Consider the following 19,366-nt stretch of genomic DNA (forward strand, 5'->3'; position numbering starts at 1 on the left):
CCGCACCGGACCGGCCATGCCCGCAGTATTCAATACGGCAGGCCCCGACGGTACGACGTTCACGATCACAGGGTGGTCTCGTTCGTCCCTCGTCGAGTACCGGTGATCGTTGTCCCACCCTGTTTACTCACCAGGGAGAGCCAGCTCGAACCATACGGTTTTGCCCGCCCTTCCTCTACGGGTTCCCCAGCGGCGAGCGGAGCAGGCCACGAGCGCGAGGCCCCGGCCCCCTTCGTCATCGGGCCCCGGGACCCGTTCGGTCGGCGGATCCGGAAGCGGATCGGAAACCTCCACCAGGAGCGCCGGCGACCGCGCCGGGTCGGCGCCGTCGCCGTGGGGACGGACGAGCCGGACGCCGATGGGGCCGGAGGCGTACCGCAGGGAGTTGGTCACCAGCTCGCTGACCAGCAGGACGGTCACATCACCGAGGGCCGTGTCGAGCTCCCAGGCACGCAGGGTCTCGCGGACCGCGTGGCGGGCCGTGCGCACGGCGTTCGCCTCCGCCGGGAAGTTCCACTCGGCGCGGTCGCCGTCGGTGTCGATCACACCCGATCACTTCCCCAGCCGTGCGTCAGCAGGAAGGTCCATGCCCTCTCCCAAGGGGTCATTCTGGACATACCCGCTATTTAGGACGGGATATCCCGACGGGAGCGTCGGCAGGCGCACGGTGGCACGAACGGCGTAGGGACTCAGTCGCGCGCTCCGTCGACGGGGGTCGCCGGCAGTCGCAGCGCGGCCTCGGCCACGGCGGGGCGGTCCTGGTCGAGCCAGTCGACCGAGTCCAGCTCGTGCCGGGAGAGCCAGCGGAGCTCGTCGTGGTCCTCCAGGGGGCGCGGTTCGCCGGAGAGCAGCCGGGCGGTCCACACCCGCAGGACGTATCCGGGCTTCAGCGGCCACTCGCCGGGGAGGCGTTCGCCCGGCTCGACCTCGACGCCGAGCTCCTCGCGGAGTTCGCGGACCAGGGCCTCTTCCGGACTCTCGCCCGGTTCGAGCTTGCCGCCGGGCAGTTCCCAGCGACCGGCGAGCTCGACGGGGGCGCTGCGGCGCGCGGCGAGCAGCCGGCCCCCGTCGTACAGGGCGCCCGCGACGACGACCACGACGCCGGCTCCCCGGTCGGGGCCGGCGTCGCGGTGGGGCTCGTGGGGCGCGGCGGGTTCGGTGGTGCGTTCCGTCATGGGCGCGAGCGTAGCCCGGCCCGGTCGGCACCCGCCGGGGTCAGAGGGCAGGGCTGCCGATGCGCTCGACCCAGTAGAGCTGCTTGTGCCCGCGGTCGTCGAGACTGTCCGCGATCTTCTGGGCTTCGTCCTTGGTGGCGTACCGCCCCACCCGGTAGCGGTTGCCGTTGTCGTCCTGCCGTATGACGAGCCAGGGAAGGACGGTGCCGCTGTCGGTCATCAGGCTTCTCCCTCCGCCGGTCCGGGTGCCGCTAAGGATCTCCGGGAAACCGCAATCCGCATATGCCGGAGCTTACGCCTGACCTTCACACAGCGGATACGGGTTTTCACAAAGAGGCACGGATCGGCCGGGAACCGACGGAGGGAGGCCGAAGGTCACACCTCGGGCGGCAGGGCGGGGCGGTCGGCACCGGCGTCAGGACGGGCCGGCGGGCACCGCGCGGCCGGGGACACGGACGCCCGACGGACCGCCCGTCACGCGGACGCGGACGGACACACCTGCCGACGCGTCACACCGCGGCCCCTTCGAGTTCGGGCGGGGGCGGCGGGGCAGGACGCGGCGCCGCGAGGCGCCGCGCCCTGCGGGGGGGGCGGCGCCGGCGGGAGGCGCCGGCGGGAGGCGCGGTATCTGCCGAGGGGCGGCGCCCGCCGAAGGGCGGCGCCCGCCGAAGGGCGGCGCCCGCCAGAAGCACGGCGTCCGCGAGGGGCGGTGCCTGCGAGGGGCCCGGTATCGGTAACAGTCCCGGCCGGCCGCGGAAGAAGCGCGGCAGGAGCCGCCCGTGGCTACCACCGGCGGCGGCCCGCAGGCGCCGCGGGGCGACAGGGACTGACGGGCCGTCGCCGTCGCCCGCCCGCCCGCAGAGAACCGACGGCCGTGGCTGTCGCCCGGTCTCGGGGTGGGCAGCCCGAGGACTGACGGCCCGTCGCCCCACCTCCCCGCCGGGACTGGCGGCCCGTCACCCTCGCCCGGCCGCAGGGGTCGGCAGGCCGTCACGCGGGCCGTCGGCCCCGTTCAGCGCACCGGCAAGTGGTACGCGATGCGGTACCGGTCGGCCGGGACGACGACGTCGGCCGTCTCGACGGCGCGGCCCGAGGCGTAGTACGTGCGCTCCACGACCATGACCACGTGCCCCGGCACCCCGCCGAGGGCGAGGAGTTCCTCCGCGAGGCCGGGCCGGGCCCCCACCTCCTCCACCACGTTGTCCACGACCACGTCGATGGCCGCCATGCGCTCGACGACGCCGCAGCCCCCCAGGGGGCCCTCCTCGGGCAGCATGACGGGCGTCCGGCCGGTGACGGCGAGGGGCTCCCAGGAGGTGGAGACCATCATGGGCTCGCCCCCGTCCCGGTACACGTACCGCGTGCGCATCACCCGCTCCCCCGGCTCGATGCCGAGCCGCTCGGCCACCTCGACGCTCGCCGGCTCCTGCTCGCTGCTCGACTCCCAGGTGCCGCGGGCCCCTTCGGCCGCCTGCTCCTGACGGAAGGGGCTGGCGCCGGACGCGGGACGGTAGCCGGAGCGGGCGATCCGCCGGGGCACGGGGCGCTCGCGCACATAGGTCCCCGAACCCGAGCGCCCCTCCACGAGCCCCTCGGCCATGAGCACCTTGCGGGCCTCCAGCGCGACGGTGTCCGACACCCCGTACTCCTCGCGGATGCGTGCCTGCGAGGGGAGGCGGGTATGCGGCGGAAGCGAGCCGTTGGCGATCTTCTCCCGCAGATCGCTCGCCACGCGCAGGTAGGCGGGCTGCTCACCGAACGTCACTGGACACTCCCCTCAGGTTGACTGACAGCTACAGCGTGACAACCGACGGTCGCGCTCCGCAAGCATGGGCCAGGGTTTCACTCGAAGTGATGACGGCGTCGGCCGCCCGCGGCCGCCCGAGGAATGCCCGCGAACCCCTTGACCCTCATTGGTCCAGACCAATAAATTCTGCCCGCGCGCCCGGCACGGACCGTGCCGGGCGCGCGGGCCGCGGACCGGCACCCGCCGCCCGCGGTGCTCCGGAACGGCGGTCGGTCACGGGCCGCCGTCACCGGACCATCGCCACCGGTCCGCGCACGACGGGGCCGGGCCTCCCGGGGGGAGACCCGGCCCCGTTCGCACCCCGGCCCCGCCCGTGCGGACGCGGCCGGCTCAGGCCTCGGTGCCCTCGCCCGCCGGTGGGGTGTCCGTCAGGCCGAGCGCGGTCCGCGCCTCGGCGCCCAGGTCCTCGGGGAGGGCGTCCCAGGCGGTGTCGTACGCCTCCCAGTAGGCGTCGGCGTCGGACGCCGCGGCCAGCTTTCCCCAGCGCTTCGAGGCCGTGTCGAGCTCCTTGCCGAGCGCCGCGAGCGCGGGCTTGGACGTGCCGGGCCAGTCGCGGTCCCGCAGGCCCGTGCGGGCCGAGTCGATCGCGGCCAGCAGCTCACCGGCCCACTTCCGGTTGGCTTCGAAGTCCTCGTCCGGGTCTTCCTCCGGCTCCTGGTAGCTCAGCGTCTCGATCGGGTTGACGCTCAGCAGGAAGTGCTCCTGATCGAGGGTCAGGCTCGTCGAGTCGGACCGCACCGAGCCGCTGAACGGCTTCTTCTCCGTGGCGAACGCGCAGGTCACCGTCCGGTCGCCGAGGCGCCAGCTCTGCCTGCTCGGCAGGTAGTAGTAGATCCAGACGTCCTTGGGGATCTTCCAGGTGTCCATCGCGTAGGCCGAGTTGATCGTCTCGCAGCGCGTCTGGGCGAGCTCGTCGACGGGGTCCTCGCCGGGCCACTCGTCGAACCCGGTCACCTTGAAGTCGCCGGTGACCTCGCCGTCGTGCGGGCGGGCGCAGTCGACGACCTCCACGTCCGCCGTGTACTCCTCAAGCCCGCCGTCGTCGGTGAAGCACTGCCCGGTGCGCAGCGAGAACGGGGACTTGGAGCGGGAGGCCTCGTCCACGGTCTCCCGGAAGCCGTTCCACACCGAGCCGAAGCCGCCGGTCGCGAGGCCGACGACGAGCAGCAGGGAGCTGACGGCGGAGAGCACGATGCCCGCGATCGCGAGCCCCTTGCCCGTCTGGTCCTTCTTCCTGATCTGCGGGAGGGCGACGAGGCCGAGGACCAGACCGAGGGGCGGGAGGCAGCAGACGACGCCGGAGACGAGGGAGCCGATGGCGAGTCCGTTGGTGGAGCGCCGCGGCGGCTGCCCGTACGGGACGGATCCCGGCCCCCCGTAGGGGCCGGCCGCGTACGGCATCCCCGGGGAGGTGTACGGGCCGGGGGCGGGCCATCCCCCGGGCTGCGGGCCACCCCCGGGCTGCGGGGTCGGCGGGGTCGGCTGGCTCGGCTCCACGGGTACGCGCTCCTGTTGCGGGCGGGCGATGCGAACAAACGCTCGGGCGCGCATCGTACGCGGCGGGGCGGAGGGGGCGGCCACGTGGGGCCCGGCGCACGGAAGGAGCGGCCGCCACGAGGCGGCCGCCCCTCACCGGTGCGATCCGGTCCGGTTCGGGCTCAGAACTGCAGGGCCCAGGAGTCGATCTTCCCGGTGTCGTAGTTCGCGTTGTCCGTGACCCGCAGCTTCCACGTGCCGTTGGCGACCTCCGCGGAGGCGTTCACGCTGTACGTGGTGTTGATGTTGTCCGCGCTGCCGCCGGTGCCGAAGGCCTTCAGCGTGTACGCCGTGCCGTCGGGGGCGATCAGCTGGACCTGGAGGTCGCCGATGTAGGTGTGGACGATGTTCACCGGCACCTGGAGGGTGGCGGGGGCGTTGCCCGAGACGCCGCTGACGGTGACCGGGGACTCGACGGTCGCGTTGTCGTTGATCGCGTAGTCCGCGGTGTTCTCGAACTTCGGGCCGGTGGGCGGCGGGGTGGTGCCGCCGCCGACGTACAGCAGCTTGTTCGGGGAGCCGGTGCCGGGGTTGGTGACGACGTTCGGGGTGGCGGCGGTCGTCAGGGCCGTGGAGACCTGCGCCGGGGTCGCCGTCGGGTTGTCGGCGAGGTAGACGGCGGCGGCGCCGACGACGTGCGGGGTCGCCATCGACGTGCCGGAGATGGTGTTGGTGGCGGTGTCGCTGCTGTTCCAGGCCGAGGTGATGGAGGAGCCCGGGGCGAAGATGTCCAGGACGCTGCCGTAGTTGGAGAAGCTGGAGCGGGCGTCGCTCGACGTCGTGGAGCCGACCGTGATGGCCTCGGTGACGCGGGCCGGCGAGGAGCCGGAGGCGTTGGAGTTCTCGTTGCCCGCCGCGACGCCGTAGGTGATGCCCGCGGCGATCGAGTTGCGGACGGCCTGGTCGAGGACGCTGTCGGCGCCGCCGCCGAGGCTCATGTTGGCGACGGCCGGCTTGACGGCGTTCCGCGTGACCCAGTCGATGCCCGCGACGACCTGCTCGGTCGTGCCGGAGCCGGAGTTGTCGAGGACGCGGACGCCGACGATCTTCGCCTTCTTGGCGACGCCGTACGACGTGCCCGCGACGGTGCCGGCGACGTGGGTGCCGTGGCCGTGGCCGTCCTGGGCGGTGTTGTCGTTGTCGATGGCGTCGTAGCCGTTGGAGGCGCGGCCGCCGAAGTCGCTGTGGCTGATGCGTACGCCGGTGTCGATGATGTACGCGGTGACGCCCTGGCCCGCGCTGTCCGGGTAGGTGTAGCTCTGGTTCAGCGGCAGCGCCCTCTGGTCGAGCCGGTCGAGGCCCCAGGACGGCGGGGAGGGCTGGGTGCCGTCGACGTGGAAGACGCGGTTCTGGACGACGGACTTCACGGCCGGGTCGGCCGCGAGCTTCCGCGCCTGCGCCTCGGAGAGTTCGACGGAGTAGCCGTTGATCGCGGTGGTGTACGTCCGCTTGATCTTCGCGCCGAACTTGGCGGCGACGGCCCGGCCTTCGGCGGTCTCCGCCTGCGCGGACTCGTCGAGGGTGACGATGTAGCTGCCCGGGACGGTGCCTTCGGCCCCGGCGTTCTCGATGACGCCTTCGGGGGCGGCCGGCGCGGCGGCCGCCGGGAGGGCGGTGAGGGAGCCGAGGGCGAGGGCGGCGACGGCGATGGCCGCGGCGGTGGCCGTCCGGCGACGCGGTGTGCGCATCACTGACATGTGGGGGGTCCTCCTCGTGGGGGCAAGACAGGAGCACGGCACGATTACGGCATGAACATGTCAAGTCGACACGGGAGGCCCGTGCCGTCCCGAACGTCCGGCTGCCGAGCGAAAGATTGACCGATCCATAGGAATCCCACAAGAGCCCTCGCAGCTCCGCAACACCCGTGCCACACGCCTGACATGCTGCCCCTCATGACCGCCTACGAGTGCCCTCGCTGCCGGATCCAGTCCCCCACCGACGCCCTCACCTGGTGTTGTCCGCGATGCCGCGGCCCCTGGGACCTCGCGTTCACGAGTGCGCCGGTCTCCCTCCCGTCACTCGCCTCACGCGTGAATTCATTGTGGCGTTACGCGGAAGCGCTGCCTCCGCTCCCGTACGGGCCCGAGGTGAGCCTCGGCGAGGGCCGCACACCGCTCGTCCGCCTCACCGACTCGGTTTCGGCCAAACTCGACTTCCTCATGCCGACGCTGTCCTTCAAGGACCGGGGCGCCGTGATGCTCGCCGCCCACGCCCGCCGGCTGGAGCCCCGCACGGTCCTCGCCGACAGCAGCGGCAACGCGGGCACGGCGATCGCGGCCTACGGCGCGCGGGCCGGACTCGACTGCGTCGTGTACGTCCCCGGCGGCACCTCCCCCAAGAAGCTGGAGCAGATCCGGGCCCACGGGGCCCGGGTCGTCGAGGTGCCCGGCGACCGCGAGGCGACGGCCCGGGCGGCGCGCGCGGCCGCCGACGAGCCGGGCGTCTTCTACGCCTCGCACGTCCACAACCCGTACTTCCTGCACGGCACCAAGACCTACGTCTACGAGCTGTGGGAGGAGCTCGGCGGACGCCTCCCGGACACGATCGTCGTCCCCGTCGGCAACGGCACCCTGCTCCTCGGCGCCGCCCTCGCCCTCGACGAGCTGCGGCGCCACGGCCTCGTCGACACCCGGCCCGCCCTGGTCGCCGTCCAGGCGGAGGCCGTGTCCCCGCTGGCCGAGGCCTTCCACGCGGGCGCGGAGGACCTCGCACGGCCGGCCGTCGCCCGCCCCACCCTCGCCGAGGGCATCGCGATCCCGGCCCCGCCGCGCGCCCGCCAGATCCTGCGGGCGGTCCGCGCGACGGGCGGCACGTTCCTGACGGTGACGGAGGACCAGATCCGCACGGCACAAAGGGACCTGGCCCGCCGGGGCCTGTTCGTCGAGGCGACCGGCGTGGCCTGCTGGGCGGCCGTGAGCGCGGCCCCGCCCCGCCCGGGACTCACGGTGGTGCCGCTGTGCGGGGCGGGCGCGAAGACCGGCCTGGCCCCGTGAGCCCGGGGCTCAGTCCGTCCAGAACGTGTCGTGCTTCAGGAAGAACTCCGCGCGCTCGTCGTCCGTCATCGACGCGAACGCCGGCATCATCTCGAAGTACTCCTCGCGGGGCGCGCCCGGCGCGAAGAGCATGAGCATCGAGGCCTCTTCGCCGGAGTCGTTGCGGAAGGCGTGCAGCCCGCCCGTCGGGACGTACAGGAAGTCGCCCTTGACCGCGTCGATCCAGCGGTCCCCGTCGTAGAGGCGGACCGTCCCGTCGAGGACGAAGAAGGTCTCCGAGATCGTCCGGTGGAAGTGGGTGGCGGGCCCGCCGGCCTCGGGAGGCATGTCGACGCGGTAGAGGCCGAACTCCCCGCCCGTGGAGGCGGTGGTGGCCAGATAGTGCGTACGGGTCCCGTTCGGCGCGGTGAGCTCGGCGGGCGTCCCGGCGGGCCGGAAGGAGGCGCTGATCTCGCCCTTCTCGCCGTGGTAGCGGGGGTCGGGGTAGGACATGGAGGCTCCGTTTCGTTCATCCGGCGACCGCCCTGACGACCGCTCAGGTGTACGGAAACGGTTGGCCGCGCGGGGCCGTTCCCCGGCAGACTGCGTCCATGGACAGCAGTCGAGTGGTGACCGGCGTCGAGGCGCATTCGGCGGGCGGCACCGGCCGTCTCGTCCTGAAGGACCCCCGCGACAGCGGCCACGGGCACGCCGTGGAGCGGTACGTGATCGCGAAGGGCGAGGGCCGGCCGCGCTACATGGAGCTGCTCGGCGGCCGGTACATGAACCCCGACCGGCCGCCGCGGCCCGGCTTCGTCGGCGGGATCATCGAGGACGCGGCGGCCGTCACGGACGAGGAGCTGGACGCGCTGCTCGCCTACGAGTGGCGCTCGCGGTACACGGCGGCGTGGCTGATCGGCGTGGACCGGCGTGCCTCGTTCCGCGAGCGGCTCGGCGAACTGCTCCTGGCCAGCGAGGTCTGCTACGCGGGCGGGGCCTACTGCTTCGCCCTCGCCCGGCTCGGCACCCGCGCCGACGCGGAGGTCCTCGCCGCCTACCTGGACCGGTACCTGCCCCGTACCGACCTCCGCTATGACCAGCCCCAGGCCCTCGGCGCCCTGCTGCGGCTCGACGCCGGGCTCGGCACCTCGTACGCCGGACAGTTCCTCTCTCCGGGCGGCCTCTGGGAGACCTGGGTCGGCGCCCTGCCCCACCTGCGCGACGAACCCGGATTCACCCCGGAGAGGCTGCGGTCGTGGACCGACCTCCGGTGCGACTTCGCGGACGGCTGGACCCGCCCCTGAAGCCGCACCGGGACCATGGCCGTCCCGTACGGATCAGAACTCGTCGGCGCCGTTGCGGAGCTCGTACGTCCAGTACCCCGTCTTCGCGGCGGCCTCGTCGACCGCCAGGCCGCCGGCGGGGGCCTTGACGACGATGCTGCCCTCGGCCGGGCCCTGGGCGGCGAAGAGGTTCACGTTGAACTCCTTCACGACCTTGCTGTCCTCGTCGACGCCGCCGAGCGCGATCCGCACGTTGGCGTAGGCGGGCGCGCCGGCCTTCAGGACGATCGGCGCGGCCGGCTTGCTCTTCGCGACGGCCGGGACGTCCTTGGCGGTCTGGATCGGGCCGAAGGCGATGAGCGGGTACTCGAGCAGGGTGCACGAGCGGCCGGAGGTGTTGGTGGCGGTGAGGACGATGTGCTCGGTCGGGACCTCGTCCGCCTTCGCCGCCGTGACCTTGATGTCGCCGTAGGCGCAGGCGGGGGCCGTGGCGGAGCTCTCGCCGCCGGTGGAACCGGTGGAGCCGCCCGTGGTGGAGCCGGCCTTCGCCCCGCCGGTGGAGCCGGTGGAACCGCCGGCCGTGGAGCCGCCGTCGGCCGAGCCGCCCGTGGAGCCCGAGCCGCCCTTCGCGGCGGTCCGGTCCGCCGTGCCGCCGCCCGCCGTGCCGTTGTCGCCCGCACCGGCGGCGGACTGGGAGGAGCTCGCGCTCCCCGCGTCCTTGGCGCCCGTGGCGTCCCCGCCGCCGCAGGCGGTCAGACCCAGCGAGAGGGCGGCGATGGCGGCGGCCAGGACGGTGTTCCTGCGGTGGTTGCGCATGGTGGTTCTCCCCCGTTGACGCGGTCGGTCGGGGCGCACGATCGGTGCGTGCGCCTCGCGGCACCGGCCTGTTCTCCCCGGTGCCGCATTCAGCTTCCCGTCCCGCGCTGCCGTCCCGCTTGCGTACCGCTAACGATTCGCTGTCAGCCGCGAGAGGTGCGCCGCCGCCCGCGCCGAGCCCTCGGTGAAACCGGCCGCGTCGGCCGCGACGATCGCCCGTTCCAGCTGGTCGGCGGCCTCTTCGAGACGGCCGATACCGGCCAGCGCCTCGCCCAGGGTGATCTGCAGCGAGGCCCGGATGACCGCCGCGTCGGGCGCGACCAGTTCCCCGGCGCGAAGGGTGTGCGCGAGCGCCGCCTCGTACTCCTCCGCCTTCAGGCAGTGGCCCGCCAGGTGCTGGAGGGTCAGCACCTGGGTGGACGGGTGGCCGGTGCGGTCGGCGAGCGAGACGGCGTGCAGCATGAGCAGCCCGGCCCGCTCGTGCTCCCCCGTCGCGTCCAGGACGGCCGCGTAGTTGACGTAGGCGATCGCCTCGCTGATCGGGTCGCCGGCCCGGGCGGCCAGACCGGGCGCCTTCTCCAGGTGGACCAGCGCCTCGGCGTCCCGGCCCTCCTCGTGCAGGATCCAGCCGAGCAGGGCACGCGTGCGCGACTGCGCGTCGAGGTCGCCGATCGCCTCGGCGGAGGCGAGTCCGGCCTCCAGGAGCGGCGTCCAGCCGTCGCCGATCCGCCTGAGCATCAGCGGCCACTGCACGAGCGCGATCCGCCAGGCCCGGTCGTGCATCCCGAGGGCGGCCGCGGCGGTGACGGCGCCCTCCAGGGCGGCCCGCTCGGCCGCGTACCAGTCGAGCGCCGCCGTGCGGTCCTCGAACTCCCTCGTCGCGGCGGGCCGCCGGGCGTCGGCCGGCAGCGAGTAGCAGGGCTGCGAGCCGGGCTCGGCGGCGGCGTCGGCCGCGAGACCCGTGTAGAGGTAGTGGTCGAAGAGCCGGGGCAGCCCCTCCTGGTCGGCCTGCGGGGCGAGGTGGCGCGCGTAGAGGCGCACCAGGTCGTGCGGTGTCCAGCGGCCGGGGACGGCCTCGGTGAGCAGGTGCGCGGCGGCGAGCCGGTCCAGGTCGGCGGAGGCCTGCCCGGGCGTCGTCCCGGCGAGCGCGCCCGCCGCGAACCGGTCCAGGTCGGAGCCGGTGTGCAGGCCGATCGAGCGGAACATCCGGGCGGCGGACTCCGGCAGCTGCTGCACGGTGAGGCGCAGCGCGGCGGAGACGCCCCGGTCCTCCACGTCGAGCAGCGCCAACCGGTTCTGCTCGTCGGCGAGTTCGCCGACCATCGCGTCGAGAGTCCACTGCGGCCGCTCGGCCAGGCGGGCCGCCGTCACCCGGAGGGCGAGCGGCAGGCCGTCGCAGAGCCGGGCGAGGCGGGTGGCGGCGGCCGGTTCGGCGGCGACCCGCTCCTCGCCGAGCACGGTCGTGAGCAGGGCGGCCGAGGCGGCCGCCTTGAGGTGCCCGAGCGGCACGGGGCGGGCGGCGTCGGAGGCGATGAGGCCGCCGAGGCGGTCGCGGCTGGTGACGAGGGTCGCGCAGTGGTCGCCGCCGGGCAGCAGCGGCCGGACCTGCTCGGAGGAGCGGGCGTTGTCGAGGACGACGAGCAGCCGGCGCCCGGCGGTGAGGGAGCGGAACAGCGCCCCGCGCGCGTCGACGGCCTCGGGGATCCGTTGCGGCGGGACGCCGAGGGCGAGCAGGAACTCCCGCAGGACGCCGGCCGTCTCGGGCGCCGGTGTGTCGCTGAAGCCGCGCAGGTCGGCGAAGAGCCGCCCGTCGGGGAAGTCGGCGCGCCGCTCGTAGGCCCAGTGGACGGCGAAGGCGGTCTTGCCGACGCCGGCGGGCCCGGTGACGAGACAGACGGGACCGTCCCCGGCGCGGACGGCACGGTCGAGCGCGGCCAGTTCGGCCCCGCGCCCGGTGAAGCCGCGCGGCGCCCGCGGCAGGCCCTCCGGCGCCGGGGCCCTGGCCTCGACGGCGGGGCGGGGCACGGAGACGGGCCCGGCGGAGCGGAGCAGCGTCGCGTACGCCTCGCCGAGGGTCTCACCGGGGTCGACGCCCAGCTCCTCGGCGAGCAGCCGCCGGGTCCTGTGGTACCAGTCGATCGCGTCCGACTGCCGGCCGGAGCGGGCGAGCGCCAGCATCAGCGCGGCGGCCAGGGACTCGCGCAGCGGGTGGGCGACGGCCTCGGTACGAAGGACGGCGGCGGCCCTGCCGTGCTCGCCGAGCTGCCCGTACGCCTCCGCCAGCGCCTCCACCGACGCGAGCCGCATCTCCTCCAGACCGCTCGCGGCGGCTTCGAGGGGCCTGCTGTGCACGGTGCCGGTGAGCGCGGGCCCCTGCCAGTACGACAGCGCCTCCCGCAGCATCCGCACCGCGTCGGCGGGCCGCCGCTGGACGCCGGCGAGGCCCACGAGCTCCTCGAAGCGGTGGGCGTCCACGAGCGACTCGGGCATCCGGAGCACGTACGCCGAACCCTGCGTCGCGAGCTCGACCCCGTACGCCTCGGCCCCGTGCTCGGCGAGCAGCGCCCGCAGCCGCGAGACGTGCCCCTGGAGGACGGTCTTGGCGTGCGTGGGCGGCTCCTCCTCCCACAGGGCGTCGATCAACTGACCGACGTTCACGGCGCTGTTGGGCCGCAGCAGAAGCATGGCGAGCAGACTGGACCGCTTGGCGGGCCCCAAGGCTACGTCCCTGTCCTCCGTCACCAGCGCGACGGAGCCGAGCAGCCTGAACTCCACCTGATACCTCCGCGATCCCTGTCCCTCAAGCCCCCCGTCCCCGGCCTCCGAGGATACTTGCGAGTAGAGGCCCGCCCGCCCCCGCCGTTCCCCGCTCCCGCTCCCGCCGTCGCCATCCGGACACGGCGATCGACCGGCTAGGGGAGCCGGGCCGGGCAGGGGAGACGGACCGGGTCGGGGAACCGGACCGAGGTGGAGCGATCCCGACGGAACCTCCGCCGCCCGCCCGCTCCTCCGCCAGGCCCGGCCTCACCCGCTCCTCCAGGACCCGGACGGCAGTACCGCATCCCGCCACGACCACCGCGACGCCCGGAAGGGGCCGGACTCCACGGAGTCCGGCCCCTTCCGGGATGCGGGTGCGATCAGACGTTGAAGCGGAACTCCACGACGTCGCCGTCCTGCATGACGTACTCCTTGCCCTCCATGCGGGCCTTGCCGGCCGCGCGGGCCTCGGCGACCGAGCCGGTGGCGACGAGGTCGGCGAAGGAGATGACCTCGGCCTTGATGAAGCCCTTCTGGAAGTCGGTGTGGATGACACCGGCCGCCTCGGGGGCCGTCGCGCCCTGCTTGATCGTCCAGGCGCGGGATTCCTTCGGGCCGGCCGTCAGGTAGGTCTGGAGGCCGAGGGTGGCGAAGCCGACGCGGGCGAGGGTGGCGAGGCCGGGCTCCTCGGCGCCGACCGACTGGAGGAGCTCCATGGCGTCCTCCTCGTCGAGCTCGGCGAGGTCCGCCTCCAGCTTGGCGTTGAGGAAGATCGCCTCGGCCGGGGCGACCAGGGCGCTCTGCTCGGCCTTGAAGGCGTCGTCCGTGAGCTCGTCCTCGTCCACGTTGAAGACGTACAGGAACGGCTTCGTGGTGAGGAGGTGGAGGTCGTGCAGCAGCTCCGCCTTCTCCGAGCCCTGGACGATGCCCTGCGAGAAGAGGGTGTCGCCCTTCTCCAGGATCGCCTGGGCGGCCTCGACGGCGGCGACCTTGGGCGCCGTGTCCTTCTTGATCCGCATCTCCTTCTGGAGGCGCGGCAGGACCTTCTCGATGGTCTGGAGGTCGGCGAGGATCAGCTCGGTGTTGATCGTCTCGATGTCGTCCTTCGGCGAGACCTTGCCGTCGACGTGGACGACGTTCTCGTCCTTGAAGGCGCGGATGACCTGGCAGATCGCGTCCGACTCACGGATGTTCGCGAGGAACTTGTTGCCCAGGCCCTCGCCCTCGCTCGCGCCGCGCACGATGCCGGCGATGTCGACGAAGTCGACCGTCGCCGGGAGGACGCGCTGGGAGCCGAAGATCTCCGCGAGCTTGGCCAGGCGGGGGTCGGGGACACCGACGACGCCGACGTTGGGCTCGATCGTGGCGAACGGGTAGTTGGCCGCCAGCACGTCGTTCTTGGTCAGGGCGTTGAACAGGGTCGACTTGCCGACATTCGGCAGACCGACGATTCCGATCGTGAGCGACACGGTGGCGACTTCCTGAAGTGTGGATGGTGGGCCGATCCCCCAGTTTACGGGCGGGACGAACCGGCCAGTGACGGAGACCTTCGGTCGTTCTCGGGGGCAAGGTCACCCAAAGGGCGTGTCCCGGACCCGGTTCCCGCCCTCTTCCGACCTACGTTGGTCGAGTGGAGCAGCACAGGACAAGTCAGCCGCAAGGCCGCCGAAGGCCGCAGACCCCCACCACGCCGCCGGTCGCACCGCCCGGCGCTCTCGTGGAGGGCGCGGCCGTCTACCGCGTGACCGGCAGAGCCGGCCGCGCGCCCGGTCGCGCCCGCGTGGAGCGGGCCGTGGCCGCCGGCGGCCCGGCCCGTGCGTCCGGGCGGCCCGCCGGGCGCCGGCCCGTGCCGCCGGTCGTCCTGGCCTTGCGCCGGCTCCCCTCGCCCCGTCTCACCGGACTCGGCGCCGGGCTCTTCGCCTCCGCCGTCATGCTGACCCTCGGCCTCCTCGACCAGCTGCTCCTGGACGGCTCCCCCGTCGTCTACGGGCTGCTGTTCCTGCCGGTCAGCGCCCTGACCGCGCTCTGGGTCCGGACCGCCGACCTGGTCACCGCCCCGATCGGCGTCCCCATCGCCTTCGCCGTCGGCATCGTCCCCATCGCGGGCGGCACGGGCGGCTTCGGCGGCCAGGCCATGGCCGTCGTGACCGCCCTCGCCGTGCACGCCGGATGGCTCTACGGCGGCACCCTCGTCGCCGGCCTCATCGCGAGCGTCCGCAAGGTGCGGGACATGGGGCGGCGCCATCAGCGCGCCGCCGCTGCGGCGGGGCGTCGGCCCGTAGCGTGACTTGGATCCGGGATCCAATATCCGGGATTCGATCTGCCGAATCCCGGATATCGGATCCCCACCCCGCTCCTCAGACCACCCTCGCCGCCGTCCCCGCCGCCATCCCCGCCCCCACGATCCCCGCGTTGTTCTGCAGCTCCGCCGGGACGATCTTCGCGCGGATGCCCTCGATCAGCGGCAGGAACCTGTCCGCCTTGCGGCTCACGCCGCCGCCGATGATGAACAACTCGGGCGAGAAGAGCATCTCGACGTGCGCGAGGTACTTGCGCAGCCGTCGGGTCGCCCAGTGCTCCCAGGTGAGGCCCTCGTCCTCCTTGGCCCTGGTCGAGGCCCGGGTCTCCGCGTCGTGCCCCTTGAGCTCCAGGTGGCCCAGCTCGGTGTTGGGGACGAGCCGGCCGTCGACGAAGACGGCGGAGCCGATGCCCGTGCCGAGGGTCAGCAGGATCACCGTGCCCTTGCGGCCCCGGCCCGCGCCGAAGGTCATCTCCGCGATCCCGGCCGCGTCCGCGTCGTTCAGGACGGTCACCGGGAGTCCGCCGAGGCGGTCGCTGATCAGGGCGCCGGCGTCGACGCCGATCCAGGACTTGTCGACGTTGGCGGCCGTGCGGACGGTGGAGCCGGTCACGACGCCCGGGAAGGTCACGCCCACCGGTCCCGTCCAGCCGAAGTGCCCCACGACCTCCGCGACGCAGCCCGCCACACCGTCGGGTGTGGCGGGCTGCGGGGTCAGTACCTTGTGGCGCTCCTCGGCGAGCGCTCCGTGCTCCAGGTCCACGGGGGCGCCCTTGATGCCCGAGCCGCCGATGTCCACTCCGAAGACGTTCATGGACCCCACGGTAAGGGCAGGCGCGCCGCGCTACTCCTCGACGGACGCGGCGGACGCGGCGGGCGCGGCCGCCGCGAGCCTCTCGGCCTCGGCCCGGAGGTCCTTGTTGCGGAGCTCCTTGGGCAGCGAGAAGGTCAGGGACTCGTCCGCCGTCTTGACGATCTCCACGTCCGCGTAGCCGCGCTCGGCGAGCCACTCCAGGACCTCCTGCACCAGGACGTCCGGGACGGAGGCGCCGGAGGAGAGGCCGACGCTGGTCACGCCCTCCAGCCAGGCCTCGTCGATCTCGCTGGCGAAGTCGACCAGGTACGCGGCGGGGACGCCGGCCTGCTTGGCGACCTCGACCATGCGGATCGAGTTGGAGGAGTTCTTCGAGCCGACGACGATCACCAGCTCGGCCTGGCCGGCGAGCTCCTTGATGGCGGTCTGGCGGTTCTGCGTGGCGTAGCAGATGTCGTCGGACGGCGGGGAGATCAGCTGCGGGAACTTCTGCTTCAGCGCGTCGACCGTCTCCATCGTCTCGTCGACGGAGAGCGTGGTCTGGGAGAGCCAGACGACCCGGGAGGGGTCGCGGACCTCGACCTTGGCCACGTCCTCGGGGCCGTCGACCAGCTGGATGTGGTCGGGGGCCTCGCCGGAGGTGCCGATGACCTCCTCGTGGCCCTCGTGGCCGATGAGGAGGATGTCGAAGTCCTCCTTGGCGAAGCGGACGGCTTCCTTGTGGACCTTGGTGACCAGCGGGCAGGTGGCGTCGATGGTCGCGAGCCGGCCCTGGCGGGCCTCCTCGTGGACGGTGGGGGCGACGCCGTGCGCGGAGAACATCACGATGTTGCCGGGCGGCACCTCGGTCGCCTGGTCGACGAAGATCGCGCCCTTCCGCTCCAGCGTCTGGACCACGTACTTGTTGTGGACGATCTCGTGCCGGACGTAGATCGGGGCCCCGTACTGCTCCAGGGCCTTCTCGACGGCGATCACGGCACGGTCCACGCCCGCGCAGTAGCCGCGGGGAGCGGCGAGCAGGACACGCTTCGGGCGGTTCGTCGCGGAGGCGGCATCGGGCGTCGGCGCGGGCGTTGCAGTCATGCGTCCCATCGTAAGGCCGCGTCGGTGAGCGGTTGGAGCGGCGCCGTGGCCGAAACTGGCGCCATGGCTCAGGAGGCGCAGGTGGCGGACCACGAGGAGCTCCGGCGGAATCTCGGATTCCGGGACCTTGTCGTGTACGGACTGCTGTTCATCGCCCCCATGGCACCGGTCGGCGTCTTCGGGACCCTCGACGCGAAGTCGCACGGCGCCGTCGCACTGGTGTACGTCGTGGCGACCGTCGCCATGGCGTTCACGGCGTTCAGCTACGCCCAGATGGTGCGGGTCGCGCCGCAGGCCGGTTCCGTCTTCACGTACGCGCGCAAGGGCCTCGGGGAGGGGCCGGGGTTCATCGCCGGATGGATGGCGATGCTCGACTACCTGCTGATCCCGGCCGTCGCCTACCTCTTCGCCGGCATCGCGATGGAGGCGCTGGTCCCGGAGGTGGACCGGTGGGTGTGGACCGGGATCGCCGTGGTGGTCACCACGCTGCTGAACCTGTGGGGCGTGCGTGCGGCGGCCCGGGTGGGCTTCGCGGTGCTCGCGATGGAGATCGTCGTCCTGCTGGTCTTCGTCGTGTCGGCGGTGGTGGTGCTCGTACGGGACGGGGCGCTGCGCGACGGGTGGTCGCCGCTCACCGGTGACGGCTCGTTCTCGCTCGCCGCGGTGGTGGGCGCGGTGTCGGTGGCCGTCCTGTCGTACCTGGGCTTCGACGCGATCGCCTCCTTCGCGGAGGAGGTCACGGGCGGCTCACGGAAGGTGGCGCGGGCGGTGCTGTTCTGCCTGGGGCTGGCGGGCGTCCTCTTCGTGGCCCAGACCTGGCTGGTGGCGCTCCTCGAACCGGTCTCCTCGGCCGAGCTCGCCGCCGACCCGGCCAGGCAGGGTTCGGCCTTCTACGACGCGGTGGACACCTCGGTCGGCGACTGGCTGCACGACCTGGTGGCCGTCTCGAAGGCGATCGGCGCGGCCTTCGCGGCGCTCGCGGGGCAGGCGGCGGGCGGCAGGCTGCTGTTCGCGATGGGCCGCGACCGGCGCCTTCCGCACCTGCTCGGCCGCACCGACGGCGGCGTCCCCCGGGTGGCGCTGCTGGTGGCCGCGACCGTGACGATGATCGCGGCGGTGTGGGCGGCGCGCCGGGACGACGGGCTCGACCACCTGGTCTCGGTGGTCGACGTGGGCGCGCTGACCGCCTTCGTCCTGCTGCACGCGAGCGTGGTGGGCTGGTTCGCCGTGCGGCGGGCGGAGGGGCCGCCGCACTGGCTGAAGCACGTCGTGCTTCCGGTGGTCGGTGCGGCGATCCTGATCGCGGTGATCGTCGAGGCCTCGGCCGCCGCGCAGGTGGTGGGCGTGGTGTGGCTGGGGGTGGGTCTCGTCGTCCTCGCCGTCCAGGGCGCGACGAGGACGGACACGCGCGCGTAGACCTCGCGCCGCGCGCGGGGCCGTCTCCGCGCGGGGACCGTCTCCACGCGCGCGTGACGCCGCTCGGGGCTCCCCGGGCGGGCCTGGCCGCCCCGCGCGCCCCTGACGTTGTCGTACCGCGCGGTTACGCTCGGTCCATGGCTCTGACTACGTCCGCCGAAGCACCGCTTCCCGTCGGTGAGGTCTCCCGGCTCATCGGGGGGTGGATCGACCGGCTCGGGGCGATCTGGGTCGAGGGGCAGATCACTCAGCTGTCGCGGCGCCCCGGCGCCGGGGTCGTCTTCCTGACGCTGCGGGATCCCTCGCACGACATCTCCGTCAGCGTCACCTGCTACCGCCAGGTCTTCGACGCGGTCGCGGACGTCGTCTCGGAGGGCGCCAGGGTCGTCGTGCACGCCAAGCCCGAGTGGTACGCGCCGCGCGGGCAGCTGTCGCTGCGGGCGGCGGCGATCAAGCCGGTCGGGATCGGCGAGCTGCTCGCCCGGCTCGAACAGCTGAAGCGGAGCCTGGCCTCGGAGGGGCTGTTCGCCCTCGACCGGAAGAAGCCGCTGCCGTTCCTGCCGCACCTCGTGGGCCTGGTCTGCGGGCGCGCCTCGGCGGCCGAGCGGGACGTCCTGGAGAACGCGCGCCGTCGCTGGCCGGCCGTCCGCTTCGAGGTGCGGAACGTCGCGGTGCAGGGCGTGAAGGCGGTCCCGCAGGTCGTCCAGGCGGTCAGGGAGCTGGACGCGCACGAGGACGTGGACGTGATCATCGTGGCCCGGGGCGGCGGCAGCGTCGAGGACCTGCTGCCGTTCTCGGACGAGCAGCTGATCCGGACGGTGGCCGACTGCCGTACGCCGGTGGTGTCCGCGATCGGGCACGAGCCGGACTCTCCGCTGCTCGACCTGGTGGCCGATCTGCGCGCCTCGACGCCGACGGACGCGGCCAAGAAGGTCGTCCCGGACGTCGGAGAGGAGCTGGACCGGGTGCGCGGGCTGCGGGACCGGGCGCTGCGGACCGTGCAGGGGCTCCTGGACCGGGAGGAGCGCGGCCTGGCGCACGCCCTCGCGCGGCCCGTGATGGAGCACCCGCAGCGCATGGTGGAGGTGCGCGAGGAGGAGGTGGCGGCGCTCCTGGCCCGGAGCCGGCGGGTCCTCGGGCACCTGCTGGACCGGGCGGACTCGGAGCTCTCGCACACGCGGGCGCGGGTCCGGGCGCTGTCGCCCGCCGCGACGATGGAGCGGGGGTACGCGGTGCTCCAGCGGGCGGACGGGACGGTGGTCCGCTCCCCCGAGGAGGCCGCGGAGGGCGAGGAGCTGCGGGCCCGGGTCGCCGAGGGCGAGTTCACGGTGCGCCGCGTGCCCGACCCGGCCTGAGGGCCTGGGGCGGGCCCCTGAGGGGAAGCCCTGAGCGGAGGCCCTCATCGGGG

Annotated in this window: 17 protein-coding genes; 5 read left to right on the plus strand and 12 right to left on the minus strand. The window is 73.5% G+C overall.

The annotated features are described in order from the left end of the window. Positions 1-123 precede the first annotated feature (123 nt). The 6 genes from K7G60_RS03920 to K7G60_RS03945 form a co-directional block, all read right to left on the minus strand. On the minus strand, positions 124-546 hold the full coding sequence (locus K7G60_RS03920; protein ID WP_225799357.1) for an ATP-binding protein: 423 nt from the start codon (positions 544-546) through the stop codon (positions 124-126). Between the two features lie 143 nt (positions 547-689). Continuing rightward, positions 690-1,175: a (deoxy)nucleoside triphosphate pyrophosphohydrolase gene (locus K7G60_RS03925; RefSeq protein ID WP_225799358.1), complete on the minus strand. Its 486-nt coding sequence runs from the start codon at positions 1,173-1,175 to the stop codon at positions 690-692. Positions 1,176-1,215: 40 nt separating this feature from the next. Beyond that, positions 1,216-1,395, minus strand: a complete 180-nt coding sequence (locus tag K7G60_RS03930; RefSeq protein ID WP_225799359.1) for an SPOR domain-containing protein — start codon at positions 1,393-1,395, stop codon at positions 1,216-1,218. 792 nt (positions 1,396-2,187) lie between these two features. Then, positions 2,188-2,940: a GntR family transcriptional regulator gene (locus K7G60_RS03935; RefSeq protein WP_225799360.1), complete on the minus strand. Its 753-nt coding sequence runs from the start codon at positions 2,938-2,940 to the stop codon at positions 2,188-2,190. A gap of 372 nt (positions 2,941-3,312) precedes the next feature. Then, the gene (locus K7G60_RS03940; RefSeq protein WP_225799361.1) at positions 3,313-4,479 is read right to left on the minus strand and encodes a DUF4190 domain-containing protein; all 1,167 of its coding nucleotides are present in this window, start codon (positions 4,477-4,479) and stop codon (positions 3,313-3,315) included. Positions 4,480-4,640: 161 nt separating this feature from the next. Further along, positions 4,641-6,215, minus strand: a complete 1,575-nt coding sequence (locus K7G60_RS03945; RefSeq protein WP_225799362.1) for a S8 family peptidase — start codon at positions 6,213-6,215, stop codon at positions 4,641-4,643. Positions 6,216-6,398: 183 nt separating this feature from the next. On the opposite strand from K7G60_RS03945, the gene K7G60_RS03950 reads away from it, so the two are divergent. Beyond that, complete coding sequence (locus K7G60_RS03950) at positions 6,399-7,511, plus strand: threonine synthase (RefSeq protein WP_225799363.1); 1,113 nt, start codon at positions 6,399-6,401, stop codon at positions 7,509-7,511. A gap of 9 nt (positions 7,512-7,520) precedes the next feature. Here K7G60_RS03950 and K7G60_RS03955 read toward each other — a convergent pair whose 3' ends face one another. Continuing rightward, a complete protein-coding gene (locus tag K7G60_RS03955) occupies positions 7,521-8,003 on the minus strand; it encodes a cupin domain-containing protein (protein WP_225799364.1) in 483 nt (160 codons plus the stop codon). Between the two features lie 98 nt (positions 8,004-8,101). Here K7G60_RS03955 and K7G60_RS03960 point away from each other — a divergent pair, with 98 nt between their 5' ends. Beyond that, positions 8,102-8,794 (plus strand): DUF6000 family protein, encoded by a 693-nt coding sequence (locus K7G60_RS03960; RefSeq protein WP_225799365.1) that lies wholly within the window; start codon positions 8,102-8,104, stop codon positions 8,792-8,794. Between the two features lie 33 nt (positions 8,795-8,827). Here the strand turns inward: K7G60_RS03960 and K7G60_RS03965 are convergent, their stop codons facing one another. From K7G60_RS03965 to ychF, 3 genes are all read right to left on the minus strand, one after another. After that, positions 8,828-9,589 (minus strand): DUF4232 domain-containing protein, encoded by a 762-nt coding sequence (locus tag K7G60_RS03965; RefSeq protein ID WP_225799366.1) that lies wholly within the window; start codon positions 9,587-9,589, stop codon positions 8,828-8,830. A gap of 129 nt (positions 9,590-9,718) precedes the next feature. After that, positions 9,719-12,364 (minus strand): BTAD domain-containing putative transcriptional regulator, encoded by a 2,646-nt coding sequence (locus tag K7G60_RS03970; protein WP_225799367.1) that lies wholly within the window; start codon positions 12,362-12,364, stop codon positions 9,719-9,721. Between the two features lie 362 nt (positions 12,365-12,726). Next, on the minus strand, positions 12,727-13,815 hold the full coding sequence (gene ychF / locus K7G60_RS03975; protein WP_225799368.1) for a redox-regulated ATPase YchF: 1,089 nt from the start codon (positions 13,813-13,815) through the stop codon (positions 12,727-12,729). Between the two features lie 311 nt (positions 13,816-14,126). On the opposite strand from ychF, the gene K7G60_RS39110 reads away from it, so the two are divergent. After that, positions 14,127-14,633, plus strand: a complete 507-nt coding sequence (locus K7G60_RS39110) for a DUF6542 domain-containing protein (protein ID WP_374115584.1) — start codon at positions 14,127-14,129, stop codon at positions 14,631-14,633. Positions 14,634-14,703: 70 nt separating this feature from the next. Here the strand turns inward: K7G60_RS39110 and ppgK are convergent, their stop codons facing one another. Both ppgK and K7G60_RS03990 read right to left on the minus strand, forming a co-directional pair. Continuing rightward, entirely contained in the window at positions 14,704-15,459 is a 756-nt protein-coding gene (gene ppgK / locus K7G60_RS03985; protein ID WP_225799369.1) for a polyphosphate--glucose phosphotransferase, read from the minus strand. A gap of 30 nt (positions 15,460-15,489) precedes the next feature. Further along, positions 15,490-16,551, minus strand: coding sequence for a 4-hydroxy-3-methylbut-2-enyl diphosphate reductase (locus K7G60_RS03990; RefSeq protein ID WP_225799370.1), 1,062 nt, complete (start codon positions 16,549-16,551; stop codon positions 15,490-15,492). Between the two features lie 54 nt (positions 16,552-16,605). Here K7G60_RS03990 and K7G60_RS03995 point away from each other — a divergent pair, with 54 nt between their 5' ends. After that, positions 16,606-17,958: an APC family permease gene (locus K7G60_RS03995; RefSeq protein WP_225799371.1), complete on the plus strand. Its 1,353-nt coding sequence runs from the start codon at positions 16,606-16,608 to the stop codon at positions 17,956-17,958. Positions 17,959-18,095: 137 nt separating this feature from the next. After that, on the plus strand, positions 18,096-19,313 hold the full coding sequence (gene xseA, locus K7G60_RS04000; RefSeq protein WP_225799372.1) for an exodeoxyribonuclease VII large subunit: 1,218 nt from the start codon (positions 18,096-18,098) through the stop codon (positions 19,311-19,313). Positions 19,314-19,366 lie beyond the last annotated feature (53 nt).

The sequence above is a fragment of the Streptomyces sp. NK15101 genome (genome assembly GCF_020400725.1).
GTDB lineage: Bacteria > Actinomycetota > Actinomycetes > Streptomycetales > Streptomycetaceae > Streptomyces.